The organism is Pseudomonas sp. AC463 (assembly GCF_979253585.1).
Genome location: NZ_CEEDDZ010000002.1, coordinates 350,954 through 375,660, shown reverse-complemented (window position 1 = coordinate 375,660; position 24,707 = coordinate 350,954). Strand labels below are relative to the sequence as shown.

The window sequence follows — 24,707 nt, the reverse complement described above, 5'->3', positions numbered from 1 at the left end:
GACCTTATAAATGTGTGGTTGCGCCAGCGGCAGCGTAGTTCTGGTAACTGTCCATCGTTTTGGCGATCTGCGAAATCTTGCTGGCATAGGCCGGGTCGGTGGCGTAACCGGCTTTTTGCAACTCGCGTACAAACTGTTCCGGGTTGTCGGCCGACTTCACAACTTCTTTATAGCGATCATTGCTTTGCAGCAATGTCACGAGGTCATGGAAGCTGTCCTGGTAGGAGTCGTAGGAACGGAACTGCGCCGTTTCCTTGACCATCGCACCATCACGAAACTCGCTGGTGATTGCGCGTGCCTGGCCGCCCTGCCAACTCTGGCCGGCCTTGATGCCGAACAGGTTATGGCTGCTGCTGCCGTCCTCGGCGCGCATCACCGATTTACCCCAACCGGTTTCCAGGGCGGCCTGGGCCACCAGGTATTTCGGATCGACACCAATACGCGCGGCGGCCGCCTTGGCCATCGGCAACATGGTGGCGACAAATTCATCCTGCGAACTGAAGGCCTTTTTCGCCGGCGCCAACGGTGGCTGGGCGACTGCGCGGCCATATACCTGCATGCCGCCACTAGGCACGGCAAAGGTGCGCGCCGTGCTGTTGACCACGTTGTCGGCGGCGGCGCTGTTACGCAGCGGCGCGGCCTGGGCGACAGTGGTTGCATCGGTGGCAGGCACGATGCCGGCCAGCAGGCGGTCGGTCAGCTTGCTTGGCAAGGCGATACGGCGCTGGTTCATCAACTCCATGTCGTTGCTGTGGGACGCCGCGGCGCCGGCCTGGGGCTCGGCCACGCGGTAGGCCCACAGCGGGCGCTGGCCATTGGAGCGGCCCAGCGGCCCTTCGGCCTGGGTGCCGGCGGCAATCTCGGTCGGCACCGCGACTTTCTTCACCGGCTCGGCCGCAGCCGGGCCCTGCAAGGTGGCCGCCTGGGCGTCCACCGGCTTGTTCTTTTGCATCTGGCGCATCAGCACGTCGGCCAGGCCGATGCCGCCGCCCTCGCGGGACATCGAGACCGCCAGTTGCTGGTCGTACATCTCCTGGTACTGCTTGGCCGCCGGGGTGTTCAGCGGGTTGTCCTTGCCCAGGGCCTCGGTGGCCGAGCGCATCGACTTGAGCATCTCGCTCAGGAACAACGACTCGAACTCCTGCGCGACTTTGCGCATGTTGCCTTCGCTGTTCTTGTCGTCGCCGACCTTGAGCTGGTTAAGCCGATTCAAGTCGGAATAAGACCCCGAGTCCGCCGTGCTGCTGATCCCGCTCTTGCGCATATCCATGGCCATGGCCTCAGATCACGATCAGGTCGGCTTGCAAGGCGCCGGCCTGTTTCAGTGCTTCGAGGATCGCCATCAAGTCGCCCGGGGCTGCGCCCACCTGGTTCACCGCGCGGACAATCTCGTCCAGGGTGGTACCGGGGCCGAACTTGAACATCGGCTTGGCTTCCTGCTCGGCATTCACCCGCGAGCGCGGCACCACGGCGGTCTGGCCATTGGACAAAGGCCCAGGCTGGCTGACGATCGGGTCTTCGGTGATGGTCACGGTCAGGCTGCCGTGGGTCACTGCCGCCGGCGAGACCTTGACGTTCTGGCCGATCACGATGGTGCCGGTACGCGAGTTGATGATGACTTTGGCCACTGCCTGGCCCGGGTCGACTTCAAGGTTTTCCAGGATCGACAGGTAGTCGACGCGCTGGCTTGGGTCCAGCGGTGCCGTCACGCGGATCGAGCCGCCGTCGATGGCCTGGGCCACGCCAGGGCCGAGCATGTCGTTGATCTTGTCGACCACGCGCTTGGCGGTGGTGAAGTCGGAACGGTTGAGGTTCAAGGTCAGGCTGTTGCCTTGGTTGAAACCGCTCGGCACGGTGCGTTCAACCGTTGCGCCGCCGGGAATACGACCGGCCGACGGCACGTTGACGGTGATCTTCGAACCGTCGCGGCCTTCGGCGTCAAACCCGCCGACCACCAGGTTGCCCTGAGCGATGGCGTAGACGTTGCCGTCGATACCTTTGAGCGGCGTCATCAGCAAGGTGCCGCCGCGCAGGCTTTTCGAGTTACCGATGGACGACACGGTAATGTCGACCACCTGGCCCGGCTTGGAAAACGCCGGCAAGTCGGCACTGATCGACACCGCCGCAACGTTTTTCAACTGCACATTGCCCGAGCCCGCCGGCACCTTGATGCCGAACTGCGAGAGCATGTTGTTGAAGGTCTGCAGGGTGAACGGGGTCTGGGTGGTCTGGTCACCCGTACCGTTGAGCCCCACCACCAGGCCGTAGCCGATCAACTGGTTGGACCGCACGCCGGAGATGCTGGCGATGTCTTTGAGGCGCTCGGCCTGGGCGACAGCGCTCAAGGAAAGCAGGAGTGCCGCCGCCATCAGCTGTTTGAGTTTCAAAATGGCCACCTAGAAAGGGAACAGCGGGCTAAGGAAGAAACGGTCGAACCAGCCCGGCTGACTGGCATCAGCAAACGAACCTGTACCCGAGTAGGTAATGCGCGCATCGGCAATTCGCGTCGATGGCACGGTGTTGTCGGTGGCGATGTCATCGGCGCGGATCATCCCGGCGATGCGCACCAGCTCGTCGCCGGTGTTGAGGGTCATCCACTTTTCACCGCGTACGGCGATGATGCCGTTGGGCAATACATCCGCCACCGTCACGGTGATCGAACCGGTCAGGGTGTTGCCCTGCGCGGCAGCGCTCTTGCCGTTGGTGGCACGGCTGCCGTTATAGCCGGCGTTCAACGTCAAGTCGCCATCGCCCAGCGGGTTATTCGTATTTGGCACCGCGCCAAACAATGAGGTCAGGCCGAGGTTGGCTGCGGAGGTCTTGTCGATCTGCGAGTTGGCATTCTTGCTGGCCTGGGTCCGCTCGTTCAGGGTGATGGTGATGATGTCACCGACCCGGAACGCCTTGCGGTCGCTGTACAGGTTCTGTTCGAAGCCGGCCTGGTAGATCGAGCCATTGTTGGCGGCCGCCGGCAGCGGCGTGCGTGGCAACACCGGCGCGTAGTACGGGTCATTGGGTTTTGGCGTCGGGGCGACACAGCCCGCGAGCACGGCAATCCCACTCAATGCCAGAACGGAAACATAGCGATTCATGACCCTTACCTCACGGTGTTGCAGGCGCCCTCAAGAGCGCCCCATAGACTTGATTACAGATTCTGCGTTACGAACGAAAGCATCTGGTCGGCGGTGGAAATCACCTTGGAGTTCATCTCGTAGGCGCGCTGAGTGGTGATCATGTTGACCATCTCTTCAACCGTGCTCACGTTGGAGGTTTCCAGGGTGCTTTGCAGCGTGGTACCGAAACCGTTCAGGCCAGGGGTGCCGATTTGCGGCGCGCCGCTGGAAGCGGTTTCCAGGAACAGGTTGTTACCCATGGCCTGCAGGCCGGCCGGGTTGATGAAGTCGGCGGTTTGCAGGTTGCCGATCACTTGCGAGGCCGGGTTGCCGGCCACGGTGATCGACACGGTGCCGTCGTTGCCGACGGTGAAGGTCTTGGCGTCGGCTGGAACGATCACGGCCGGTTCCAGGGAAAAACCGTTGGCGGTGACGATCTGGCCGTTGGAGTCCAGGTGGAAAGTACCGTCACGGGTGTAGGACGTGGTGCCATCCGGCTGCAGGATCTGGAAGAAACCACGGCCGTTGATGGCCATGTCCAGCGGCTGCCCGGTTTGCTGCAGGTTACCGGCGCTGAAGTTTTTCTGGGTGCCGACGATCTGCACACCGGTACCCAGTTGCAGGCCCGATGGCAACTCGCTGTCCTGGGTCGACTGGGCGCCCGGCTGCTTCTTGATCTGGTAGAGCAAGTCCTGGAACTCGGCGCGGTCACGTTTGAAACCCGTGGTCGACACGTTGGCCAGGTTGTTGGAAATGGTGGTCAGGTTGGTGTCCTGGGCGGACAAACCTGTTTTGGCAACCCATAGAGCCGGAAGCATGCTGTTCTCCTTCGTGCGCCTGTTTGTTGGCGCTGCGTTGCAAAATTAGGTGTCGGTGGACGCGGCTATCAGGTCATCGCCATGACGCGAGTCATGGCCTGGTCGTCTTCCTTGGCGCTGTTCATCATCTTGATGTGCAGCTCGAACTGCTTGGAAAGCGCCAGCACTGCGGTCATTTCTTCCACCGCATTGACGTTGCTCGCCTGCAGGAAGCCCGAGGTCAGGGTGACAGTCGCATCGGCCTGGGCCGGCTGGCCATCCTTGGTGTGGATGGTGCCGTCGAGGCCTTTATTCATGTTTTTGAGGTCTGGCTGGACCAGCTTGATGCGGTCCACTTCAGCCATTACCCGTGGGCCTTCGCCCATGGCGCGGATGCTGATGGTGCCATCAGAACCCACTTCGATTTTCTGCTGCGGCGGCACGGCAATCGGGCCACCGTTGCCCATGATCGGCATACCGTTGCCGGCCCGCAGCACGCCCAATGCATCGACGTTCATGCTGGCGCTGCGCACGTAGGCTTCGCTGCCGTCCGGGGTTTGCACGGCCATCCAGCCGTTGCCGCTCACGGCCACATCCAGGTCGCGACCGGTTTCGATCATCGCACCCGGGGTGAAGTCGGTGGCTGGGCGTTCGGTCAGGGCAAAAGCCCGCGCCGGAAAGCTGTCGCCGAACACCGGCATCGAACGCGCCTGTTCCAGGTCACGTTGGAAACCATTGGTGGAAATGTTCGCCAGGTTGTTGGCATGGGCCTTCTGCGCCAGAGCATTCTGGCTGGCGCCGGTCATTGCCACATAAAGGTACTTGTCCACGCTTCTTCCTCTTTCTGACGGACGCTTGCCGCCCACCGCTGTACTGATGAGGCTTAAGCAATTTGCGAACCAACTTTTTGAAATGGGCTGAAAGGCAAGTGGGGCGGGGGTTTTCGCGTCAGGCTGTGGAAATGTGGGGAGATGGATAGTCGAAAAAACGGCGGAGTACTGCCGCCGGCGGCAAGGGGTGGTCTGTTGGGTTAGATATCCGCTGATGTACGCAGATCAACTGTGGGAGGGGGCTTGCCCCCTCCCACTTTCAGCTACTTGTCCGCCTTGAGAATTTCGTAATCGCGCAACTTATTGGCAATCGTGGTGTGAGACACCCCCAACCGCTTGCCCAACTGCCGGCTGCTCGGGTGTTCGGCATACAGGCTTTCCAAAACCGCCTTCTCGAAGCGCCCGACGATCGCTTCCAAACCGCCCTCCAGGGAAAAATCGCCAAGCGGCTGACGCACGCCATAATCCGGCAGGCGAATATGCTCGGCCTTGACCGTGCCCCCCTCACACAACGACACCGCCTGGAACAGCACGTTTTCCAACTGCCGCACGTTGCCCGGCCAGTGGTAGTGGCTCAGACGCTCCATCGCGGCGGGCGCCAGCCTGGGCAGCGGGCAACCAATTTGCCGGCTGGCCTGATCGAGAAAGTGCTCGACCAAGGGAGCGAGTCCGTCGAGGCATTCGCGCAACGGCGGGATGTGCAGGGACAGCACATTGAGGCGGTGGTAAAGATCCTGACGAAACTCCCCACGGGCGCACAGCTCGGATAAATCCACCTGGGTGGCGCAAATCACCCGCACATCCAGGTACACCTCTTCATCACTGCCCACCCGGCGAAAGCAGCCGTCCTGCAGAAAACGCAGCAATTTCACCTGCAAGCGCGCGCTCATTTCCCCCACGCCATCGAGAAACAACGTACCGCCCGCCGTCAGCTCCAGCAGCCCCAGCTTGCCCTCGGCCCGCGCGCCTTCAAACGCGCCGGGGCCGTAGCCGAACAGCTCGGTCTCGGCCATCGACTCGGGCAAGCCTGCGCAGTTAAGCGCCATCAGGGGCGATTGCCCGCGCGGGCTGGCCAGGTGGCAGGCGCGCGCCAGCAGTTCCTTGCCGGTGCCGGTTTCGCCTTCTATTAATAGAGGTGCATCCAGCGGCGCCATGCGCCGGGCTTCGCGCACCACGGCAGCCATGACCCTGGAGCTTTGGAAAATACTGTCGAAGCCGCGCAGCTCTTGCTTGCGCACGTTGTAGATGCGCTCACCCACGCGGTCAGCGCGGTGCAGGGTCAGCACCGCGCCAGCCATGGCTTCGCTGTCATCGTGCTCGGAAGATTGCAGCGGCGCGATGTCCGCCAGAAACACGTCGCCCTTGACCTTGACCCGCAAACCATTGATCCGCGATTTACTCGCGCGCACCAGCTCCGGCAAATCGAAATCCTCGGCGTAGCGCGACAACGGGATGCCCGGCACCTCATCCACCCGCACCCCAAGCAACTGCGCCGCCGCGCGGTTGGCCGCGACGATGGAGCCGCCCATGTCGATGGACAGCACCGGAAACTCCAGGGCGCCGAGCAGCGCATTGAGCTCCATATGCCGGCGCTCACTGGGCATCAGCCCTACCCTTTTAACCCCGAATACCCCGGCAATCGCTTCGAACTGCGGGCGCAGCGCCTGGAACTGCATGTTCACCAGATTCGGGCAAAACAGGTAGATCGCGTTGCCGTGTTCGCCGCCGACCTCGCCCTTGGCGACGTTGACGCCGTATTCCACCAGCAGGTTGAGGATGTCCCGAAGGATGCCGATGCGGTTCTGGCAGTGCACTTTGATACGCATGAAGAGGCCCGAAAAGTGGGAAGGCGCCGCGTCTTTTTGCCGCTGGGCGCAGATAGTCGTCAAGATTATGTGACAGCTGCGGTCCTTTTCACAGCCCACCACCGTCGACACGCCCACATCCGTAACGAATACTTTACGAAAAACAGTAACTTTTCCTACAGATTACGGCCGGGGGTAGCTGGCATCTCACCGCGCTCGGCGTATCAATAGAGGCATCGCAGGACATAACAAGAACGAATGCCTAGCAGGAGAGCCGTATGAAGCAGACGCACTACGTGGCCCGCGAGCCCGATGCGCAAGGTTTTATCCACTACCCGCCGGAAGAACACGCGGTGTGGAACACCCTGATCACACGCCAGCTGAAAGTGATCGAGGGCCGCGCCTGCCAGGAATACCTGGACGGCATCGACAAGCTCGGCCTGCCCCTGGATCGCATCCCGCAACTGGGCGAAGTCAACAAAGTGCTGGCCGACACCACCGGCTGGCAAGTCGCCCGCGTACCGGCGCTGATCCCCTTCCAGACCTTTTTCGAATTGCTCGCCAGCAAACAGTTTCCGGTGGCGACCTTTATTCGCACCCGTGAAGAACTGGACTACCTGCAAGAGCCGGATATTTTCCACGAGATCTTTGGCCACTGCCCGCTGCTGACCAACCCCTGGTTCGCCGAATTCACCCACACCTACGGCAAGCTCGGCCTGGCGGCCACCAAGGAGCAACGCGTTTACCTGGCGCGCCTGTACTGGATGACCATCGAGTTCGGCCTGGTGGACACGCCCGCCGGCCTGCGCATCTACGGTGGCGGGATTTTGTCGTCGCCCAAGGAGACGGTGTATAGCTTGTCGTCCGAGCCCAAGCACCAAGCCTTCGACCCGCTGGAAGCGATGCGCACGCCGTATCGCATCGACATCCTGCAGCCGCTGTATTTCGTCCTGCCTGAACTAAAGCGCCTGTTCGACGTGGCGCAGGAAGACATCATGGGCATGGTCGAGCGCGGCATGCAGTTGGGTTTGCATGCGCCGCTCTTCACCCCAAAGGCAGTCCCACCCAAGCCAAAGGCGGCTTGAGCCTTACATCTTGAGGCCAGGTGCGTCTGTTCCCTGGCCCCGCGTTGCTTTAGGGTAACGCCCACTGATCTTCACTCATTCGAATTCAGGACACCCCACATGACCACCTTGAACCAAGCCCATTGCGAAGCCTGCCGCGCCGACGCCCCGCAAGTCAGCGACGAAGAACTGCCGGTGCTGCTCAAGCAGATCCCCGACTGGAACATCGAAGTGCGCGACGGCGTGATGCAACTGGAAAAGGTTTTCCTGTTCAAGAACTTCAAGTTTGCCCTGGCCTTCACCAACGCCATGGGTGAAATCTCCGAAGCCGAAGGCCATCACCCAGGCCTGCTCACCGAATGGGGCAAAGTCACCGTGACCTGGTGGAGCCACTCCATCAAGGGCCTGCACCGCAACGATTTCATCATGGCCGCGCGCACCGACGAAGTGGCCAAGGACGCCGAGGGCCGCAAGTAATGCATTTCGATGCCATTGGCCGCGTGCCCGGCGACCCGATCCTGGGCCTGATGGACCTGTACGCCCAGGACAAAAACCCGAACAAGTTCGACCTCGGCGTGGGCGTCTATAAGGACGACCAGGGCCTGACGCCGATTCCACACTCGGTAAAACTCGCCGAACAGCGCCTGGTCGATCGCCAAACCACCAAGACCTACATCGGCGGCCACGGCGACGCAGCCTTCGGCCAGTTGCTCAGCGAGCTGGTACTCGGCGCAGACTCCGCGCTGCTGCGCGAGCACCGCGCCGGCGCCACCCAGACCCCAGGCGGCACCGGCGCATTGCGCCTGAGCGCCGACTTTATCGCCCACAGCCTGCCCGGCCGTGGCGTGTGGCTGAGCAACCCGACCTGGCCGATCCACGAAACCATTTTCGCCAAGGCCGGAATCAAGGTCAGCCACTACCCGTATGTGGGCGCGGACAACCGCCTGGATGTGGCGGCGATGCTCGCGACGCTGGCCAGCGTGCCCAAGGGCGACGTGGTGTTGCTGCACGCCTGCTGCCATAACCCGACCGGCTTCGACCTGTCCCAGGATGACTGGCGCCAGGTGCTGCAGATCGTGCGCGAACGCCAGTTGCTGCCACTGATCGACTTCGCCTACCAGGGCTTTGGCGACGGGTTGGAGCAGGACGCCTGGGCGGTTCGGCTGTTTGCCGCCGAGCTGCCGGAAGTGCTGGTCACCAGTTCCTGCTCGAAGAATTTCGGCCTCTACCGCGACCGCGTCGGCGCGCTGATCGTGTGTGCGGCGGATGCCGAGAAGCTCACGGATGTACGCAGCCAGCTGGCGAATACCGCGCGCAACCTGTGGTCGACACCGCCGGATCATGGTGCGGCAGTCGTCGCGACCATCCTCGGCGATGCCGAGCTGAAACAGTTGTGGAGCGACGAAGTTGAAGCCATGCGCTCGCGGATCGCGCAGTTGCGCTCCGGGCTGGTGGAAGCACTGGCGCCCCATGGGCTGGCCGAGCGGTTCGCGCATATCGGTGCGCAGCGCGGGATGTTTTCCTACACCGGCTTGAGTGCCGAGCAGGTCAAGCAGCTGCGTGAGAAGCACAGCGTGTATATGGTCAGTTCGGGGCGGGCGAATGTGGCGGGGGTTGATGCGACACGCCTCACCCTGCTGGCCCAAGCCATCGCCGACGTCTCCAACTGACGAAACAAGGAACAAATGTGGGAGGGGGCAAGCCCCCTCCCACATTTAAACTGTGTAGACCTTTAGCCCGCGACCATCTCAGCCTTGAGCAGCGCCTCTTTCGCCTGCGCATCCGCCAATCGATACAACTCGATACTGCCATCCCAGTGCTCGATCAACGCCGTGCACGACTCCACCCAATCCCCGCAGTTTAGGTAGTCCACCTCGCCCACCTTGCGGATCTCGGCATGGTGGATATGCCCGCACACCACGCCATGCAGTTCGCGCTTGGTCACTTCATGGGCGATGGCTTCTTCAAAATCGCTGATAAAGCTCACCGCAGTTTTGACCTTGTGTTTCAAGTACGCCGACAGCGACCAATAGCCGTAGCCATAACGCGCGCGCCAGTGGTTCAACCAGCGGTTCAAGGTGAGGGTGAACTCGTAGGCCGAGTCGCCCAGGAATGCCAGCCAGCGGTGGTAGCGCGTGATCACGTCAAACTGGTCGCCGTGGATCACCAGCAAGTGGCGGCCATCGGCGGTGACGTGCACGGCTTCGTCCACCAACTGAATATTGCCGAGGATCAGCTTGGAGTAGCGCCTTAAAAATTCATCGTGGTTGCCGGTGACGTAGATCACCTCGGTGCCGCGCTTGGCCATGGTCAGCAGGCGGCGGATCACGTTGGTGTGGGCCTGGGGCCAATACATGCCGCCGCGCAGTTTCCAGCCGTCGATGATATCGCCCACCAGGTACACCTTGTCGGCGTGGTAGCCCTTGAGAAACTGCGACAAATGTTCGGCCTGGCAATCCCGCGTGCCCAGGTGCACATCGGAAATCCACAGGGTACGCACCCGTTGCTTGCGGCTGGGCTTGGTGAACTCGGCACTGGTCATGGGCATCCCTCGACGGTGTTTTCGCGAGCTTGCGCCGTGGCGGTTAATAGCCCATGACAGTCGTGCGTCAGTCTGATGACAGCGCCTGCCGCCCGCAAAGCGTTGTAGACTGGCGCCTGCAGCCCAGGAGACCGTGATGAGCCCGAGCCTCACGCTACGCCACTACCTCGAAGCGCCTATCGCCCACAGCCATGACCATGCGCAGTTGGTGTTTGGCCTGTCCGGCCATCTGGACCTGGAAGTCGATGGCCATGGCAGCCAGGTGCGCGAAAGCAGCGTGATGGTGCTGCCCTTCGCTGCCCACCACGCCTGCGGCAGTCGCGATGGCAGCCGCTGCCTGGTGCTGGACGTACCCACCGAACACTGGGTGCTGCAATCCTTGGGCGAACATGCCGATGCCAGCCGCCGCCTGCTCGACCAACCGGCACGCCTGGCTCTGGATTCGCGGCAAAACCAGCTGGTGCAGTGGCTGGCCCACAGCCCGGTGGACGACCCGCTGATCGCCCAGCAAGGGGCGGTACTGTTGCTGGCCAGCCTCAATCATCCGCTGGCGCAGCCGCTGTCGGGCCGACGCCTGCCGTATGCCGCGTTCAATGCGCATATCGAGCGGCACCTGGCGCACCCGCTGCAAGTCGCCGACCTTGCGCGCATCGCCGACCTCTCCGTAGCCCGCCTGCACGCGCGCTTCGTGGCCGAGTGCGGGCAGACGCCGATGGACTATATCCGCAGCCGTCGCTTGCAGATGGCCCTGGGACTGTTGCGCGAAACGCCGCTGCCGATCGGTGAGGTGGCCGAGCGTGTCGGCTACGGTTCGCAAAGTGCGTTTGCCGCTGCCATGCTGCGCGAGTTCGGCGCGTCCCCCGGTGCGTTGCGCCGCCGCGCATGAGCAAGAGCCCTGCGCTATAAATCGCGAGCCCCGCGACAGACACCCACACAGGTAACCTTCTAGACTGCGAACCTGTCACTCCCGTTGGTTCAAGGATCGCAATGACTCCCCGCTCAGCCCTCGGCGCCCTGCATATCGGCGCATTGATGTTTGGCCTCACCGGCGTATTCGGCAAACTGGCGGCGGCCTCGCCGTCGATCATCGTGTTTGGCCGCGCCGTGTTTGCAGTGATGGCCCTGGCGCTGTTTGCCCGGTTTGCCAGCAATACCGTCTGGAAAAAACTCGAGCTGCGCGATTGGCGCCGCCTGCTGGTCAGCGGCGTATTGCTGGCGGCGCACTGGGTGACCTTCTTCATCGCCGTCAAAGTCGCCGGCGTGGCCGTGGCGACCCTGGGGTTCACCGCGTTCCCGGCATTTACCGTGATCCTCGAAGGCTTGATCTTCCGCGAACGCATCCGCGCCAACGAAGTGGTGTTGGTGGCGCTGGTCACGGTCGGCCTGGTGCTGGTGACGCCGGACTTCAACCTGGCCAGCGAGGCCACCGGCGGCCTGCTCTGGGGGATCGCCTCGGGGCTGCTGTTCTCGTTGCTGTCGCTGAATAACCGCGCCAGCTCCGGGCGGATTCCGGCCGTGCAGGCGGCGCTGTGCCAGAACGTGGTGGTCGCGCTGTGCCTGCTGCCGGTGGCGGCGCCGGGGCTGGCCGAGGTGCGCGCGCTGGACTGGCTGTGGATCGGCCTGCTCGGCGTGTTCTGCACCGGCCTGGCCCACAGCCTGTTTGTCGCCAGCCTGGCGGTGATCAAGGCGCGCACCGCTTCGGTGGTGTTTGCCATGGAGCCGGTCTACGGCATCACCGTGGCGTGGCTGCTGTTCGCCGAAACACCCACCCTGCGCATGCTGCTGGGCGGCGCGCTGATCATCGTCGCCATCGTGCTGTCCGGGCTGATGGGCAGCGCCAGCCAAGCCAAACAACCCGCTGCCACGGCCTGATCTATACTTTGCCTATCCGCAACAGTTTGTCGTCGTTCAACGGATAAAGACGCCTCGACGACAGCCATGAACCTTGAAGTTGCTGCACGCGAGTGGTCACCCCATTAACGCAATGCAGGGGCTTCACCATGGAAATGCTCATCAGCTTGCTGGTTCAAATCATCAGCGGCGCCATCGGCGGTAATGTCGCCAGCATGACCAAACAGAGCCTGGGGACCGGGCTCAATACTTTCATTGGCGGCGTCGGCGGCCTGGTGCTGGGCCAGATTGTCGCAGCGGTCACGGGTTCCTCCAGTGCCGAAGCGCTGGACGTGGCGGTGGTGGGCAGCAATATCGTCGGCGGAGGCGTCGGCGGCCTGGTGTTGACGCTTATCGTCGGCTTCGTCAAGCACAAGTTGGAAACCCAGTAACGCCAGCCTGCCCGATTGCCGCCTGGGAATGGCGGTGGCCGTCAGGCCGTACGGTCGTTATGCCCAAGGTCGCGTTGCGGGTCGATCTGGTCGCGCACGCGCTGCTTGAGCACCTTGGCCTCGGGAAACCCACCATCGGCCTTGCGCTCCCAGATCTGCACACCATCGCAGGTGATGCGAAACGCCCCGCCGGTGGCCGGCTCCAGCGCCACTTTGCCCAGGTCGTCGGCAAAGGTGCTCAACAACTCCTGCGCCAGCCACGCGGCGCGCAGCAGCCATTGGCACTGGGTGCAATAGGTGATGACGATCTCGGGTTTGATCTGCGACATATTTTGACTGGTTCCTCGCGTAACGGGCTCGGCGGGTCGAGTGGCTATAATACCGGCCTTTATCGCCCAGCCCCGAGATTGATGATGCGTCGCCTGTTTCTGCTCCTGCTCCTTTTGCCTCTCTTCGCCCATGCCGTCGAAACCCCTCGCCCGAAAATCGGCCTGGTACTGTCCGGCGGTGCCGCCCGTGGCCTGGCGCATATCGGCGTGCTCAAGGCGCTGGAAGAACAAGGCATCCACATCGATGCCATCGCCGGCACCAGCATGGGCGCGGTGATCGGCGGGCTGTATGCGTCGGGCTACAAGATCGACGAGCTGGAGAAACTGGCGCTGGGTATCGACTGGCAACAGGCCCTGTCCGATGCGCCGCCGCGCGAAGACGTGCCGTTTCGACGCAAGCAGGATGACCGGGATTTCCTGGTCAAGCAGAAACTCAGCTTCCGCGACGACGGCAGCCTCGGCCTGCCCCTGGGCGTGATCCAGGGGCAGAACCTGGCGCTGCTGCTGGAAAGCATGTTCGCCCACAGCAGCGACACGCGTAATTTCGACAAGCTGCCGATCCCGTTCCGCGCCGTGGCCACCGACATCACCACGGGGGAAAAGGTGGTGTTTCGCAAGGGCCACCTGCCCCAGGTGATCCGCGCCAGCATGTCGATCCCGGCGGTGTTCGCGCCGGTAGAGCTGGACGGTCGGCTGCTGGTGGACGGCGGCATGACCGACAACATCCCACTGGATGTGGCGCGGGAGATGGGCGTCGATATCGCCATCGTGGTCGACATCGGCACCCCGCTGCGCTCACGCAAGCAACTGGCCACGGTGGTCGATGTGCTCAACCAGTCCATCACCCTGATGACCCGGCGCAATTCCGAGGAACAACTCAAGGCCCTGCGCCCCAAGGACGTGCTGATCCAACCGCCGCTGTCCGCCTACGGCGTGACCGATTTCGGCCGCGCCAAGGACATGATCGACGCCGGCTACCGCGCGACCCGCGCCCTCGACGCACGACTGGCGCACCTGCGCCCCGCCGAGCCGATCGACCCGCAATTGGTGGCCGCACGCACCCCAGGCGAACGCACCCCGGTGATCACCGCCATCGACGTAGAGAACGATTCGAAAGTCAGCGACGACGTGATCCGCTACTACATCCGCCAACCTCTGGGTGAGGCGCTGAACCTGGGACGCCTGCAAACGGACATGGGCACTCTGTACGGCCTGGATTACTTCGAGCAGGTGCAATACCGCGTGATCAAGAAAGGCCAGGACAACACTTTGGTGATCAGCGCGCGCGGCAAACGCAGCGGCACCGACTACCTGCGCCTGGGGCTGAGCCTGTCGGATGACATGCGTGGCGACAGCGCTTTCAACCTGGGCGCCAGTTACCGCATGAACGGCATCAACCGCCTCGGCGCCGAGTGGCTGACGCGCGTGCAGATCGGTGATCGGCAAGAGCTGTACAGCGAGTTCTACCAGCCGATGGACACCGGTTCGCGCTACTTCGTCGCGCCTTATATCAGTGCCCAGGCGCAGAACGTGGAGCTGATTCTGGACAACGACCCGATCTCCGAATACCGCCTGGAACGCTACGGTTTCGGCCTGAACGTGGGCCGCCAGATCGGCAACAGCGGCGAGATCCGCTTCGGCGTCGGCGAGGCCTGGGGCAAGGCGGATGTGCGTATCGGCGATCGGAGCCTGCCAAGCGTGAGCTTCAGCGAAGGCTTCTATGAGCTGAAGTATTCCTTCGACACCCTGGATAACGTGTACTTCCCCCACACCGGCGAAGATATCGGCCTGGCCTACCGCGAATTCGAACCCGGGCTGGGCTCCGACCAGCGCTACCGCCAATGGGAATTCAAGCTGGACAAGGCCATGAGTCATGGCCCGGACACTCTGGTACTGGGCGGCCGCTACGGACGCACCCTGGATGATTCGGATGTGGTGATTTCCAGCTTCCTGCTCGGCGGTGCGCGGCAGTTGTCGGGCTTCCGCCAGGATGCGATCTCGGGGCAGAACATCAGCTTGATGCGTGCGGTTTACTACCGCCGGCTGACGCCGCGCTCGTACCTGCCGCTGGATTTCCCGTTGTATTTGGGCGCGTCACTGGAACGCGGTCGGGCGTGGAACAACGACAATGAGTTCGACAGCGGCTATATCAACGCAGCGAGTATTTTCCTGGGGTTCGATACGCCGCTGGGGCCGCTGAATTTCAGTTATGGGTTCAACGATGATAATCAGAAGGCGGTATACCTGAACCTGGGCCAAACCTTCTAATGTGAGAGGGGGCAAGCCCCCTCCCACATTTGATCACCAGTGCTGTCTGGGTCAGGACTTTTCCAGGTTAGCCAGAATGTGCCCGTGCACACGCATGCACACACTCAAATCTGCTTCATCCACACCCACAAACAGCTCATGGCGCAGGGCGGTGGCGATGGTCTCAATTTGCTCGATCAACGGGCGGGCGGTGTCACACAGCAGGATACGTTTAGCCCGACGATCCTCCACCACGGCCTGGCGTTGCACCAAACCCTGGCCTTCCAGGCTGTCGAGCAACCGCGCCAGGGTCGGCCCTTCAACCCCTACGCTTTGCGCCAGCTCACGTTGAGTCGGCGGCTCTTCAAAACGCGCCAGATGCAGCAGCACCAGCCAGCGCGCCTGGGACAAACCCAGCCCGGCCAGGCGGCGATCCAGCTCGGCGCGCCAACCTCGGGACATTTGCGCCAGCTGCATGCCAAAACGGTGTTGATCGGTTAACGGCATAAAAAACTCATGGTTTAGACTGAAAATAGAGTGTGGCTAATTATTAGTCAGCTAAGCATGAGCCATGCCAGTAGGCAAGAGTTGCTATGTACTGATTCGTTACATTGTCGTAATTGGCACACTAAATTTCGAATTCAGACTGCAAAGCAGCGCGCACGCAGTACAAAACACCCTCAGGAACACGGCCGGTAAACAACGGTGCAATCTCCGTAACCGGTGGCAATTCGCCTTCGCCGTCGAGGAAGGCGTCCTGGATTTCACCGAGCAGATCTTCCGGCAAATCAAGGGCCTGCTCCAACGACACCTGCTGCTGGCCGATGGCTTCAGCCAGCAAGGTGTACACGTTTTTTTCCGAGCATTGCAGCTGGCCGGCGATCTGGATCGGCGTCATGCCGGCACGCGCCAGGCTGATCAGTTCGTGGCGAATATCGGCGACTTCCTTGGGCGCTTCGGCTTGGCCGCCGAGCACTTCGAGGAACGCCTGGCCATAACGCTCCAGCTTGCGTGCGCCCACACCGCTGACACGCCCCATCTCGGCCATGGTGGTGGGCTGCTCACGCAGCATCTCGAGCAGCGTGGAGTCGGGGAAGATGACATACGGCGGTACGCTGTGTTCCTGCGCCAGTTTGCGCCGCAGCGCACGCAGGGCTTCCCATTGCTCGCGCTCCTCAGTACGCACCAGTTGGCTGGCCGGGCTGGTGCTGCTGCTTTTGGCGGTGGTCTGCGGCTTGAGGTCGCGGCGCAGCTCCAGGCTCACTTCGCCCTTGAGCAAGGGCCGGCAACTGTCGTTCAGGCGCAGGCCGCCATAACCTTCAATGTCGATGTCGACGAGGTTGCGCGCAACCATCTGCCGGAACAGCGAACGCCACTCGCCTTCGGCACGGGCCTTGCCGACGCCGTAGACCGAGAGTTTTTCGTGGCCGAAGCTGCGCACCTTCTCGTTGTCCTTGCCCAGCAATACATCCACCAGATGCCCCACGCCGTAGCGCTGGCCGGTGCGGTAGATGGTCGACAACGCCTGGCGCGCCGGCTCGGTGGCGTCCCAGGTTTGCACGCCATCGGTGCAGTTGTCGCAGTGGCCGCACGGCTCGGGCATGTCTTCGTCGAAATACGCCAGCAGCGTCTGACGGCGGCAACGGGTTTCTTCGCACAGCGAGAGCATGGCGTCGAGTTTGTGCTGCTCCAGGCGCTTGTGGCGTTCGTCGCCTTCGGAGTTCTGCAGCATCTGCTTGAGCATCACCACGTCTTGCAGGCCGTAGACCATCCAGGCATCCGCCGGCAGGCCATCACGGCCGGCGCGACCGGTTTCCTGGTAATACGCCTCAAGGGACTTGGGCAGGTCCATGTGGGCCACGAAGCGCACGTTGGACTTGTCGATGCCCATGCCGAACGCGATGGTCGCCACCATGATCAGGCCTTCCTCATTGAGGAAGCGTTTCTGGTGCGCCGAGCGCGTTTCGTTGGGCAGGCCGGCGTGGTACGGAAGCGCCGGGTAGCCCTGCTCGCAGAGGAACGCGGCGACTTCATCAACTTTTTTACGCGACAGGCAATACACGATGCCGGCATCGCTGCGTCGCTCGGACAGGAACGCCAGCAACTGCTTGCGTGGCTGCTCCTTGGGCACGATGCGGTAGAAAATATTCGGCCGGTCGAAGCTCGACAGGAAGCGCTCGGCGTTCTGCAAATGCAGGCGCTCGACGATTTCTTCGCGGGTACGTTTGTCGGCGGTGGCGGTCAGGGCGATACGCGGCACGTCGGGAAACAGTTCGGCCAATTGCCCCAGCTGCAGGTATTCGCGACGGAAATCGTGACCCCATTGCGACACACAGTGAGCTTCATCGATGGCGAACAGGGCAATTTCCAGGCTTTGCAAGAAGGCCAGCATGCGCGGCTGCACCAGCCGCTCGGGGGCCAGGTAGAGCATCTTCACTTCACCGCGCTTGATCCGCGCGGCCAGGTCGCGTTGTTGCTCGGCGCTGAGGGTGGAGTTCAGCGACGCGGCGGCAACGCCGAGTTCTTCCAGCGTGGCGACCTGGTCATCCATCAACGCGATCAGTGGCGAGACCACCACGGCCAGGCCGTTGCGCAACAGCGCCGGCACCTGGAAGCACAGCGACTTGCCGCCGCCGGTAGGCATCAAGACCAGCGCATCACCGCCACTGGCCACGCGCTCAATGATCGCACCCTGGCGGCCACGAAAACTGTCGTAGCCGAAGATGTCCTTGAGGACGCGTTGAGCCTGCTCGAGCATGTAAAACTCCAAATATTGCCGAAATCCCTCTGTACAGGCTGGCCGAAAAAACCCGCCGGCACGGGAAATAATCCGTAAGCGAAGTTTTCTCAGGTTGGCGCTTGGCCTGCAGGGGCATCACAAAACGCGGCAGTATACCCGAGCCTCACCCGGCAAAGGGCGCCGCTGACGAATAGCGGCCGCCATCTAAAATGCCGTGCGGCTGGCCTGGGCGCTCAAGAAAGCCTAGAATTCAGCATCGTTTATTCCCAAGGTAACTCTTCAATGTCCTTCGCTGAGCAACTAACCCGCCTGCAAGCCTTCCTCGACGCCGATGAGCTGCATGACGAGGCGCTGGACTACGTGGCCGCCCACGGCTACCTGACCGCCCTGTCGATCTGCTCCGAGGTCGTCCCCGACCGTGAATGGATCGACGCGCTGTTCGCCGAAGAGCCGCACTACACCGACGACGCCCAACGCGAAGAAATCGAATCGACCTTGCTGGCCCTCAAGGCCCACATCGGTCGCCAGCTGGCTTCCGACGAGGAATTCGAACTGCCATGCGAGCTGGACCTCGGCGAAGAACCGGATGACTCCGACCTGCGCGGCTGGTGCATCGGTTTCATGGAAGGCGTATTCCTGCGTGAAGCCGCCTGGTTCGAAACCGCCGAAGAAGAAGTCAGCGAAATGCTGTTGCCGATCATGGTCGGCTCGGGCCTGTTCGACGACCAGCCGGAATTCGCCGACATCGCTTCCGACGCCAACCTGATGGACGACATGATCGTACAGATCCCGGAAGCCCTGACCGCCCTGTACCTGCTGTGCAACGCCCCTGACGAAAAACCGGCGATCCTCAAGCCACGTCACCACTGAGTCGCTTGCCCGTGACACCCATGGGCAATCGCTCGCTGCTCCTGCGCTACGTGCTGCTGGCCATCGGCTGGCTCAGTGTAGCGCTGGGGGTCATCGGCATCTTCCTGCCGGTGCTGCCTACCACCCCTTTCCTGCTGCTCGCCGCCGCCTGCTTCGCGCGAAGTTCCCCGCGCTTCTATCACTGGCTGGTGGAACACCCGCGCCTGGGCCCGTGGATCCGCGATTATCTCGACGGCAATGGCATCCCGCTCAAGGGCAAGGTCTACGCCATCGGCTTGATGTGGCTGAGCATCGGTTTCTCCTGCTACCTGGTGCCGTTGCCGTGGGCCCGTGGCTTCATGCTGACCAGCGCCGTGCTGGTGACGATCTACATCCTGCGTCAGAAAACCCTGCCACCGCGCTAAGCCGCGACATCAGGTCGCGCTCAGACCTTGGTCGACACTGACTAACCCCAAGCATCATGCGAGACTGTCCAACCGGGCCTGGAATGCCCGGGTGTTCTTATGCGCGGAGTTACCATGACGTTGTCCAGCGGGCTGATCGCCGCCGTTGCCCTGGCCTATATGGCCATTATGTTTGCCATTGCCTTTTATGGTGACCGCCGCCGCGCGCCGTTGCCGCCGCGCATGCGTGCCTGGGTGTATAGCCTGTCGCTGGCGGTGTATTGCACCAGCTGGACCTTCTTTGGCGCCGTAGGCCAGGCTGCCGAACAGTTGTGGGCATTTTTACCGATCTACCTGGGGCCGGTACTGCTGCTGGTGTTGGCGCCCTGGGTGCTGCAAAAGATGATCCTGATCAGCAAACAGGAAAACATCACCTCCATCGCCGACTTTATCGCCGCGCGCTACGGTAAATCCCAGTCCCTGGCCGTGGTGGTGGCGTTGATCTGCCTGGTCGGCGTGCTGCCCTATATCGCCCTGCAACTCAAGGGCATCGTGCTGGGGGTCAACCTGCTGATCGGTGCGGGGGCCGACACCACCGGCACCCGCGCGCAGGACACCGCGCTGATTGTGTCGCTGGTGCTGGCGCTGTTCACCATTGTGTTCGGCACACGCAACCTCGACGCCACCGAGCACCACCGGGGCATGGTGCTGGCGATTGCGTTTGAATCGCTGGTCAAGCTGTTCGCCTTTCTGGCGGTCGGCGCATTCGTGACCTTCGGCCTGTATGACGGTTTCGGCGACCTGTTCAGCCAGGCGATGCTCGCCCCGAGGCTTGAGGAATACTGGAAAGAAACCATCAACTGGCCCTCGATGGTGGTGCAGACCGGCGTGGCCATGATGGCGATCATCTGTCTGCCCCGGCAGTTTCACGTCACCGTGGTGGAGAACATCGACCCGCAGGACCTGCGCCTGGCCAAGTGGGTGTTCCCGGCCTACCTGATCCTCGCCGCACTGTTTGTAATCCCTATTGCCTTGGGCGGTAAGATGATGCTGCCCGGTTCGGTGCTGCCGGACTCCTACGTGATCAGCCTGCCCCTGGCCGAAGCCCATCCGGCCCTGGCGGTGCTGGCGTTTATCGGCGGCGCATCGGCGGCCACCGGCATGGTGATCGTGGCGAGCATCGCGTTGTCGACCATGGTCTCCAACGATATGTTGCTGCCCTGGCTGCTGCGCCGCTCCAGCGCCGAGCGGCCGTTCGAAGTGTTCCGCCACTGGATGCTCTCGGTGCGCCGTGTGAGTATCGTGATCATCCTGTTGCTGGCGTATGTCAGCTACCGCCTGCTCGGCTCCAGCGCGAGCCTGGCGACCATCGGCCAGATCGCCTTCGCCGCCGTGACCCAACTGGCACCGGCCATGCTCGGCGCGTTGTATTGGAAACAGGCCAACCGCCGTGGGGTGTTCGCCGGGTTGGCGGCGGGGACTTTCTTGTGGTTCTACACCCTGGTCCTACCGGTTACGGCGAAAAGCCTGGGCTGGTCCTTGAGCCTTTTCCCCGGCCTGACGTGGATGCATTCCCACCCACTGGGCTTGTCAGTCACTTCGCTGACCCTGGGCACCGTGTTTTCCCTGGCGGGCAACTTCACGTTGTTTGTGTGGGTGTCGATGCTGTCGCGCACACGCGTGTCGGAACACTGGCAGGCCGGTCGTTTTATCGGCCAGGAAATCAGCCAGCGCGCCAGCGCCCGTTCGATGTTGTCAGTCCAGATCAGCGACCTGCTCAGCCTCGCGGCGCGGTTTGTAGGCGACGAGCGCGCGCAGCAGAGTTTCATCCGCTTCGCCTATCGCCAGGGCAAAGGCTTCAATCCCAACCAGAACGCCGATAACGACTGGATCGCCCACACCGAGCGACTGCTGGCGGGCGTGCTCGGTGCATCGTCGACCCGGGCGGTGGTGAAAGCCGCCATCGAAGGGCGGGAAATGCAGCTGGAGGACGTAGTACGCATCGCCGACGAAGCGTCGGAAGTGCTGCAGTTCAACCGCGCATTGCTGCAAGGCGCCATCGAGAACATCACCCAGGGCATCAGCGTGGTGGACCAGTCGCTCAAGCTGGTGGCCTGGAACCGACGCTACCTGGAGCTGTTCAACTACCCCGACGGGCTGATCAGCGTGGGCCGGCCGATTGCCGACATTATTCGCTACAACGCCGAGCGCGGCCTGTGCGGGCCGGGCGAAGCCGAGGTGCACGTGGCGCGCCGCCTGCACTGGATGCGCCAGGGCCGTGCGCACACCTCCGAGCGCCTGTTCCCGAACGGCCGCGTGATCGAGCTGATCGGCAACCCGATGCCCGGTGGCGGTTTTGTCATGAGTTTTACCGACATTACGGCGTTCCGCGAAGCCGAGCAGGCCCTCACCGAGGCCAACGAAGGCCTGGAACAACGGGTCACCGAGCGCACCCATGAGCTGTCGCAACTGAATGTGGCGCTCACCGACGCCAAGGGTGTGGCCGAGTCTGCCAGCCAGTCGAAGACGCGCTTTCTCGCGGCGGTCAGCCATGACTTGATGCAGCCGTTGAACGCTGCACGCCTGTTTTCGGCCGCCCTCTCCCACCAGCACGACGGCCTGTCCAGCGAGGCTCGGCAACTGGTGCAGCATCTGGATAGCTCGCTGCGCTCCGCCGAAGACCTGATCAGCGACTTGCTGGATATCTCTCGCCTGGAAAACGGCAAGATCAACCCGCAGCGCCAGCCCTTTGTACTCAACGAACTGTTCGACACCCTCGGCGCCGAGTTCAAGGCGCTGGCCCAGGAGCAAGGTTTGCGCTTCCGCCTGCGTGGCAGCCGCTTGCGGGTAGACAGTGACATCAAGTTGCTCAGGCGAATTCTGCAGAATTTTCTGACTAACGCCTTCCGTTATGCCGACGGCCCCGTGTTACTTGGCGTACGCCGGCGCAAGGGCGAGCTGTGCCTGGAAGTGTGGGACCGTGGCCCCGGTATCCCGCAGGATAAACAGAAGGTGATCTTCGAAGAGTTCAAGCGCCTCGACAGCCACCAGACCCGCGCCGAGAAAGGCCTGGGCCTGGGCCTGGCGATTGCCGACGGCTTGTGCCGCGTACTGGGGCACCGCTTGAGCGTGCGCTCCTGGCCGGGCAAAGGCAGCGTGTTCAGCGTGCGTGTGCCGCTGGCGCGCAACCAGGCCAGCCCGCAGGTCAAACCCGTGCAGGAAAACGGCCTGCCGCTGAGCGGTGCACAGGTGCTGTGCGTGGATAACGAAGAAAGCATCCTGATCGGCATGCGCAGCTTGCTCACGCGCTGGGGCTGCGAGGTATGGACCGCCACCGACCAGGCGCAATGCGCGGCGTTGCTGGCCGAAGGCGTGCGCCCGCAGCTGGCACTGGTGGATTACCACCTGGACCACGGCGAAACCGGCACCGAATTGATGGGCTGGCTGCGGGCGCAACTGGCGGAGCCGATTCCCGGGGTGGTCATCAGCGCCGACGGCCGCCCGGAGATGGTGGCCGAGGTGCATGCGGCGGGGTTGGACTACCTGGCCAAGCCGGTAAAGCCGGCGGCGTTGCGGGCGTTGTTGAGTCGGCATTTGCCGCTATAGCAAGGATGTACACCGCCCCTCCCACATTTGGATCTGCATTTACTCGGGGACGTGCGCTACACCATCTGAATCGGTCATTGCCCGCTCCAGCAGATCTGCCGGCAGGCTTTTACTCGCCCGGGCGCCGAGTAACCTCAGTTGCTCGGTGCGGCTGACCAGATTTCCGCGTCCATCTGTCAGCTTGTTTCGCGCCGCGCTGTAAGCCTTGTCCAACTGCTGCAAGCGGTTGCCCACTTCATCCAAGTCCTGGATAAACAGCACGAACTTGTCGTACAGCCAACCGGCACGCTCGGCGATTTCCCGGGCATTCTGGCTTTGGCGTTCCTGCTTCCACAGGCTGTCAATCACCCGCAAGGTGGCCAGCAAAGTCGTCGGGCTGACGATAACGATATGGCGGTCGAAGGCTTCCTGAAACAGGTTGGGCTCGGCCTGCAAGGCTGCGGAAAACGCCGCTTCGATCGGCACGAAGAGCAACACGAAATCCAGGCTGTGCAGGCCTTCCAAACGTTTGTAATCCTTGCCGGCCAAGCCTTTGACGTGATTGCGCAGCGACAGCACGTGCTGCTTCAGCGCGGCCTGGCCGATCACCTCGTCGTCCGCTGCCACGTATTGTTGATACGCGGTCAGGCTGACCTTGGAATCCACCACCACCTGTTTGTCGCCAGGCAACATGATCAACACGTCTGGCTGAAAGCGCTCGCCGTCCGGGCCCTTGAGGCTGACTTGGGTCTGGTACTCGCGGCCCTTTTCCAGGCCGGCATGTTCCAGCACGCGCTCGAGAATCAGCTCACCCCAGTTGCCCTGGGTTTTCTGGCCCTTGAGGGCGCGGGTCAGGTTGGTGGCTTCGTCTGAGAGGCGCAGGTTCAACTGCTGTAGGCGTTCAAGCTCCTTGGCCAGGGAAAAGCGCTCGCGTGCTTCATTCTGGTAGCTTTCTTCCACGCGTTTTTCGAACGACTGGATGCGTTCCTTCAATGGATCGAGCAATTGCCCCAAGCGTTCCTGGCTGGTTTCGGCGAAACGCTGCTCGCGCTCGTCAAAAATCTTGCCGGCCAGTTCAGCAAACTGCGCGCGCAGCTCGTCCCGCGAGCCTTGCAGGTCGGTGAGGCGCTGTTGATGGCTGTCCTGTTGCTCGCGCAGTTCGGCGCGCAAGGCCGCCGACAGCGCGTCGAGGCGGCGCAATTCGGTTTCCTTGGCGCTACGGTCGAGGTTCCAGGCGTGGGCGGCGTCGCGGGCATTGTCGCGGTCGATCTGCAGCAACTCGACTTCACGGCGCACGGCGGCCAGATCGGCCTGCTTGGCGGCATTGGCATGGCTCAGGTCGCTGATCTCGTCGCGGCTGGCGTCCAGTTGGGCGGCCAGGCCTTCCTGAGCCAGTTGCGCAGTGGCCAGGCGCTCTTCGAGCAGTTCCCAGCCCGTGGTGCGCGCGGTCAACCGCCGCTGGATCTGCCAGCACACGGCCAATAAAGGCACTGCAGCGCCAGCGAGACCCAAGGCAATACTGGTCCAGTCAAAAGCCATAGCCATTTCTGCCATTACCGAAAAAGAGCAAGGTTAACCAAGCACAGGGCGGGAGGACAGCTCAGTCTTCGACCTGGCCCAGTTCCCGCTGGGCGCGGCGGTCGCCGGCACGAGCGGCGAGGCGCAGCAGGTCGTGGCCGATGCGGCGGTCGCGGGCGTTGCCGCACTCACGGCACATCAACTGGCCCAGGCGGCTTTGTGCCGCGACTACACCCTCGCGGGCCGGCTGCTTGAGTAAACGCCCGGCGAAGTGTTTGACGTTGGTGTTATGGCCCAGGCGCGGGCTGTCGAGCAACCACAGGGCGACCTTCAAGGAAAAACGCTTGGGTACGGTAACAGTCTGCGGGGTGTCGGTAACAGAAGGTGATACTGAGCGAAACTTCATAAAGCACTGCGGGACAGAACGGAAGGCGCGCCACTCTACTCTTTTTTTCCTACAGGTAAAGCTGAAAAAACCTTGCACGCCCGTTCTAGAGCAAGCGCTCGGGACAATCCACAGAAGCTGTGGATAACTCAGTGGACAACCCCCCTTTAAGGCTCGCAAAGCCCCATGGAATGGGGGCCGCAGTCAAACTGACGAT

At 62.5% G+C, this 24,707-nt stretch carries 22 protein-coding genes; 10 read left to right on the top strand and 12 right to left on the bottom strand.

Going from position 1 to position 24,707, the window contains the following annotated elements:
* Positions 1 to 4: 4 nt before the first annotated feature.
* The 6 genes from flgJ to AC0IYH_RS03905 all read right to left on the bottom strand — a co-directional run bounded on the left by flgJ (position 5) and on the right by AC0IYH_RS03905 (position 6,566).
* Positions 5 to 1,276, bottom strand: coding sequence for a flagellar assembly peptidoglycan hydrolase FlgJ (flgJ, locus tag AC0IYH_RS03930; protein WP_116626186.1), 1,272 nt, complete (start codon positions 1,274 to 1,276; stop codon positions 5 to 7).
* Between the two features lie 4 nt (positions 1,277 to 1,280).
* Positions 1,281 to 2,390: a flagellar basal body P-ring protein FlgI gene (locus AC0IYH_RS03925; protein ID WP_163821314.1), complete on the bottom strand. Its 1,110-nt coding sequence runs from the start codon at positions 2,388 to 2,390 to the stop codon at positions 1,281 to 1,283.
* A 6-nt stretch (positions 2,391 to 2,396) separates the two neighbouring features.
* Positions 2,397 to 3,092 (bottom strand): flagellar basal body L-ring protein FlgH, encoded by a 696-nt coding sequence (gene flgH / locus AC0IYH_RS03920; protein WP_116626184.1) that lies wholly within the window; start codon positions 3,090 to 3,092, stop codon positions 2,397 to 2,399.
* 53 nt (positions 3,093 to 3,145) lie between these two features.
* Positions 3,146 to 3,931 carry a flagellar basal-body rod protein FlgG gene (gene flgG / locus AC0IYH_RS03915; RefSeq protein ID WP_078734118.1) on the bottom strand — a complete coding sequence of 262 codons (786 nt, stop codon included), beginning with the start codon at positions 3,929 to 3,931 and terminating at the stop codon, positions 3,146 to 3,148.
* Positions 3,932 to 3,999: 68 nt separating this feature from the next.
* The gene (locus tag AC0IYH_RS03910; protein WP_116626183.1) at positions 4,000 to 4,740 is read right to left on the bottom strand and encodes a flagellar basal body rod protein FlgF; all 741 of its coding nucleotides are present in this window, start codon (positions 4,738 to 4,740) and stop codon (positions 4,000 to 4,002) included.
* Between the two features lie 263 nt (positions 4,741 to 5,003).
* The gene (locus AC0IYH_RS03905) at positions 5,004 to 6,566 is read right to left on the bottom strand and encodes a sigma-54-dependent transcriptional regulator (protein WP_122772312.1); all 1,563 of its coding nucleotides are present in this window, start codon (positions 6,564 to 6,566) and stop codon (positions 5,004 to 5,006) included.
* A gap of 257 nt (positions 6,567 to 6,823) precedes the next feature.
* Here AC0IYH_RS03905 and phhA point away from each other — a divergent pair, with 257 nt between their 5' ends.
* The 3 genes from phhA (at position 6,824) to AC0IYH_RS03890 (ending at position 9,279) form a co-directional block, all read left to right on the top strand.
* Positions 6,824 to 7,630 (top strand): phenylalanine 4-monooxygenase, encoded by an 807-nt coding sequence (phhA, locus tag AC0IYH_RS03900; RefSeq protein ID WP_116626180.1) that lies wholly within the window; start codon positions 6,824 to 6,826, stop codon positions 7,628 to 7,630.
* Positions 7,631 to 7,729: 99 nt separating this feature from the next.
* Positions 7,730 to 8,086: a 4a-hydroxytetrahydrobiopterin dehydratase gene (locus AC0IYH_RS03895; protein ID WP_010208721.1), complete on the top strand. Its 357-nt coding sequence runs from the start codon at positions 7,730 to 7,732 to the stop codon at positions 8,084 to 8,086.
* A complete protein-coding gene (locus AC0IYH_RS03890; protein WP_471833005.1) occupies positions 8,086 to 9,279 on the top strand; it encodes an amino acid aminotransferase in 1,194 nt (397 codons plus the stop codon). Before AC0IYH_RS03895 ends, AC0IYH_RS03890 begins: the two co-directional genes overlap by 1 nt.
* A 62-nt stretch (positions 9,280 to 9,341) precedes the next feature.
* Here AC0IYH_RS03890 and AC0IYH_RS03885 read toward each other — a convergent pair whose 3' ends face one another.
* Positions 9,342 to 10,151: a UDP-2,3-diacylglucosamine diphosphatase gene (locus AC0IYH_RS03885; RefSeq protein WP_122772315.1), complete on the bottom strand. Its 810-nt coding sequence runs from the start codon at positions 10,149 to 10,151 to the stop codon at positions 9,342 to 9,344.
* A 136-nt stretch (positions 10,152 to 10,287) separates the two neighbouring features.
* On the opposite strand from AC0IYH_RS03885, the gene AC0IYH_RS03880 reads away from it, so the two are divergent.
* The 3 genes from AC0IYH_RS03880 to AC0IYH_RS03870 all read left to right on the top strand — a co-directional run bounded on the left by AC0IYH_RS03880 (position 10,288) and on the right by AC0IYH_RS03870 (position 12,433).
* Positions 10,288 to 11,037 carry an AraC family transcriptional regulator gene (locus AC0IYH_RS03880; RefSeq protein ID WP_122772316.1) on the top strand — a complete coding sequence of 250 codons (750 nt, stop codon included), beginning with the start codon at positions 10,288 to 10,290 and terminating at the stop codon, positions 11,035 to 11,037.
* A 101-nt stretch (positions 11,038 to 11,138) separates the two neighbouring features.
* Complete coding sequence (locus tag AC0IYH_RS03875; protein WP_116626176.1) at positions 11,139 to 12,023, top strand: DMT family transporter; 885 nt, start codon at positions 11,139 to 11,141, stop codon at positions 12,021 to 12,023.
* A 128-nt stretch (positions 12,024 to 12,151) separates the two neighbouring features.
* Positions 12,152 to 12,433, top strand: coding sequence for a hypothetical protein (locus AC0IYH_RS03870; protein ID WP_471833004.1), 282 nt, complete (start codon positions 12,152 to 12,154; stop codon positions 12,431 to 12,433).
* Between the two features lie 41 nt (positions 12,434 to 12,474).
* On the opposite strand, the gene AC0IYH_RS03865 is transcribed toward AC0IYH_RS03870, so the two are convergent.
* The gene (locus AC0IYH_RS03865) at positions 12,475 to 12,762 is read right to left on the bottom strand and encodes an Rdx family protein (RefSeq protein WP_116626174.1); all 288 of its coding nucleotides are present in this window, start codon (positions 12,760 to 12,762) and stop codon (positions 12,475 to 12,477) included.
* 84 nt (positions 12,763 to 12,846) lie between these two features.
* Here AC0IYH_RS03865 and AC0IYH_RS03860 point away from each other — a divergent pair, with 84 nt between their 5' ends.
* On the top strand, positions 12,847 to 15,030 hold the full coding sequence (locus AC0IYH_RS03860) for a patatin-like phospholipase family protein (protein WP_471833003.1): 2,184 nt from the start codon (positions 12,847 to 12,849) through the stop codon (positions 15,028 to 15,030).
* Between the two features lie 51 nt (positions 15,031 to 15,081).
* Here the strand turns inward: AC0IYH_RS03860 and AC0IYH_RS03855 are convergent, their stop codons facing one another.
* Together AC0IYH_RS03855 and recQ are read right to left on the bottom strand one after the other, a co-directional pair.
* A complete protein-coding gene (locus tag AC0IYH_RS03855) occupies positions 15,082 to 15,516 on the bottom strand; it encodes a MarR family transcriptional regulator (RefSeq protein WP_101272355.1) in 435 nt (144 codons plus the stop codon).
* A gap of 121 nt (positions 15,517 to 15,637) precedes the next feature.
* Positions 15,638 to 17,767 (bottom strand): DNA helicase RecQ, encoded by a 2,130-nt coding sequence (gene recQ, locus AC0IYH_RS03850; protein ID WP_471833002.1) that lies wholly within the window; start codon positions 17,765 to 17,767, stop codon positions 15,638 to 15,640.
* A gap of 264 nt (positions 17,768 to 18,031) precedes the next feature.
* Between recQ and AC0IYH_RS03845 the strand changes: the two genes are divergently transcribed.
* The 3 genes from AC0IYH_RS03845 to AC0IYH_RS03835 all read left to right on the top strand — a co-directional run bounded on the left by AC0IYH_RS03845 (position 18,032) and on the right by AC0IYH_RS03835 (position 22,608).
* Positions 18,032 to 18,619, top strand: a complete 588-nt coding sequence (locus AC0IYH_RS03845; RefSeq protein WP_116626171.1) for a YecA family protein — start codon at positions 18,032 to 18,034, stop codon at positions 18,617 to 18,619.
* A gap of 20 nt (positions 18,620 to 18,639) precedes the next feature.
* Positions 18,640 to 19,023 carry a YbaN family protein gene (locus AC0IYH_RS03840; RefSeq protein WP_116626170.1) on the top strand — a complete coding sequence of 128 codons (384 nt, stop codon included), beginning with the start codon at positions 18,640 to 18,642 and terminating at the stop codon, positions 19,021 to 19,023.
* Between the two features lie 114 nt (positions 19,024 to 19,137).
* The gene (locus AC0IYH_RS03835) at positions 19,138 to 22,608 is read left to right on the top strand and encodes a hybrid sensor histidine kinase/response regulator (RefSeq protein WP_471833001.1); all 3,471 of its coding nucleotides are present in this window, start codon (positions 19,138 to 19,140) and stop codon (positions 22,606 to 22,608) included.
* Between the two features lie 39 nt (positions 22,609 to 22,647).
* Here AC0IYH_RS03835 and AC0IYH_RS03830 read toward each other — a convergent pair whose 3' ends face one another.
* Positions 22,648 to 24,012: a DNA recombination protein RmuC gene (locus AC0IYH_RS03830; protein WP_163821316.1), complete on the bottom strand. Its 1,365-nt coding sequence runs from the start codon at positions 24,010 to 24,012 to the stop codon at positions 22,648 to 22,650.
* A gap of 175 nt (positions 24,013 to 24,187) precedes the next feature.
* Positions 24,188 to 24,511: an SEL1-like repeat protein gene (locus AC0IYH_RS03825; RefSeq protein WP_101272361.1), complete on the bottom strand. Its 324-nt coding sequence runs from the start codon at positions 24,509 to 24,511 to the stop codon at positions 24,188 to 24,190.
* Positions 24,512 to 24,707: the final 196 nt, after the last annotated feature.

What these genes read in the sequence shown, in the direction of transcription:
- AC0IYH_RS03825 (WP_101272361.1), bottom strand. Translation starts at nt 24,511, where the DNA reads ATGAAGTTTCGCTCAGTATCACCTTCTGTTACCGACACCCCGCAGACT.
- AC0IYH_RS03865 (WP_116626174.1), bottom strand. Translation starts at nt 12,762, where the DNA reads ATGTCGCAGATCAAACCCGAGATCGTCATCACCTATTGCACCCAGTGC.
- AC0IYH_RS03860 (WP_471833003.1), top strand. Translation starts at nt 12,847, where the DNA reads ATGCGTCGCCTGTTTCTGCTCCTGCTCCTTTTGCCTCTCTTCGCCCAT.
- AC0IYH_RS03875 (WP_116626176.1), top strand. Translation starts at nt 11,139, where the DNA reads ATGACTCCCCGCTCAGCCCTCGGCGCCCTGCATATCGGCGCATTGATG.
- AC0IYH_RS03885 (WP_122772315.1), bottom strand. Translation starts at nt 10,151, where the DNA reads ATGACCAGTGCCGAGTTCACCAAGCCCAGCCGCAAGCAACGGGTGCGT.
- AC0IYH_RS03845 (WP_116626171.1), top strand. Translation starts at nt 18,032, where the DNA reads ATGTCCTTCGCTGAGCAACTAACCCGCCTGCAAGCCTTCCTCGACGCC.
- AC0IYH_RS03870 (WP_471833004.1), top strand. Translation starts at nt 12,152, where the DNA reads ATGGAAATGCTCATCAGCTTGCTGGTTCAAATCATCAGCGGCGCCATC.
- flgJ (WP_116626186.1), bottom strand. Translation starts at nt 1,276, where the DNA reads ATGGCCATGGATATGCGCAAGAGCGGGATCAGCAGCACGGCGGACTCG.
- AC0IYH_RS03840 (WP_116626170.1), top strand. Translation starts at nt 18,640, where the DNA reads ATGGGCAATCGCTCGCTGCTCCTGCGCTACGTGCTGCTGGCCATCGGC.
- recQ (WP_471833002.1), bottom strand. Translation starts at nt 17,767, where the DNA reads ATGCTCGAGCAGGCTCAACGCGTCCTCAAGGACATCTTCGGCTACGAC.
- AC0IYH_RS03905 (WP_122772312.1), bottom strand. Translation starts at nt 6,566, where the DNA reads ATGCGTATCAAAGTGCACTGCCAGAACCGCATCGGCATCCTTCGGGAC.
- AC0IYH_RS03835 (WP_471833001.1), top strand. Translation starts at nt 19,138, where the DNA reads ATGACGTTGTCCAGCGGGCTGATCGCCGCCGTTGCCCTGGCCTATATG.
- phhA (WP_116626180.1), top strand. Translation starts at nt 6,824, where the DNA reads ATGAAGCAGACGCACTACGTGGCCCGCGAGCCCGATGCGCAAGGTTTT.
- AC0IYH_RS03890 (WP_471833005.1), top strand. Translation starts at nt 8,086, where the DNA reads ATGCATTTCGATGCCATTGGCCGCGTGCCCGGCGACCCGATCCTGGGC.
- flgH (WP_116626184.1), bottom strand. Translation starts at nt 3,092, where the DNA reads ATGAATCGCTATGTTTCCGTTCTGGCATTGAGTGGGATTGCCGTGCTC.
- AC0IYH_RS03880 (WP_122772316.1), top strand. Translation starts at nt 10,288, where the DNA reads ATGAGCCCGAGCCTCACGCTACGCCACTACCTCGAAGCGCCTATCGCC.
- flgG (WP_078734118.1), bottom strand. Translation starts at nt 3,931, where the DNA reads ATGCTTCCGGCTCTATGGGTTGCCAAAACAGGTTTGTCCGCCCAGGAC.
- AC0IYH_RS03895 (WP_010208721.1), top strand. Translation starts at nt 7,730, where the DNA reads ATGACCACCTTGAACCAAGCCCATTGCGAAGCCTGCCGCGCCGACGCC.
- AC0IYH_RS03855 (WP_101272355.1), bottom strand. Translation starts at nt 15,516, where the DNA reads ATGCCGTTAACCGATCAACACCGTTTTGGCATGCAGCTGGCGCAAATG.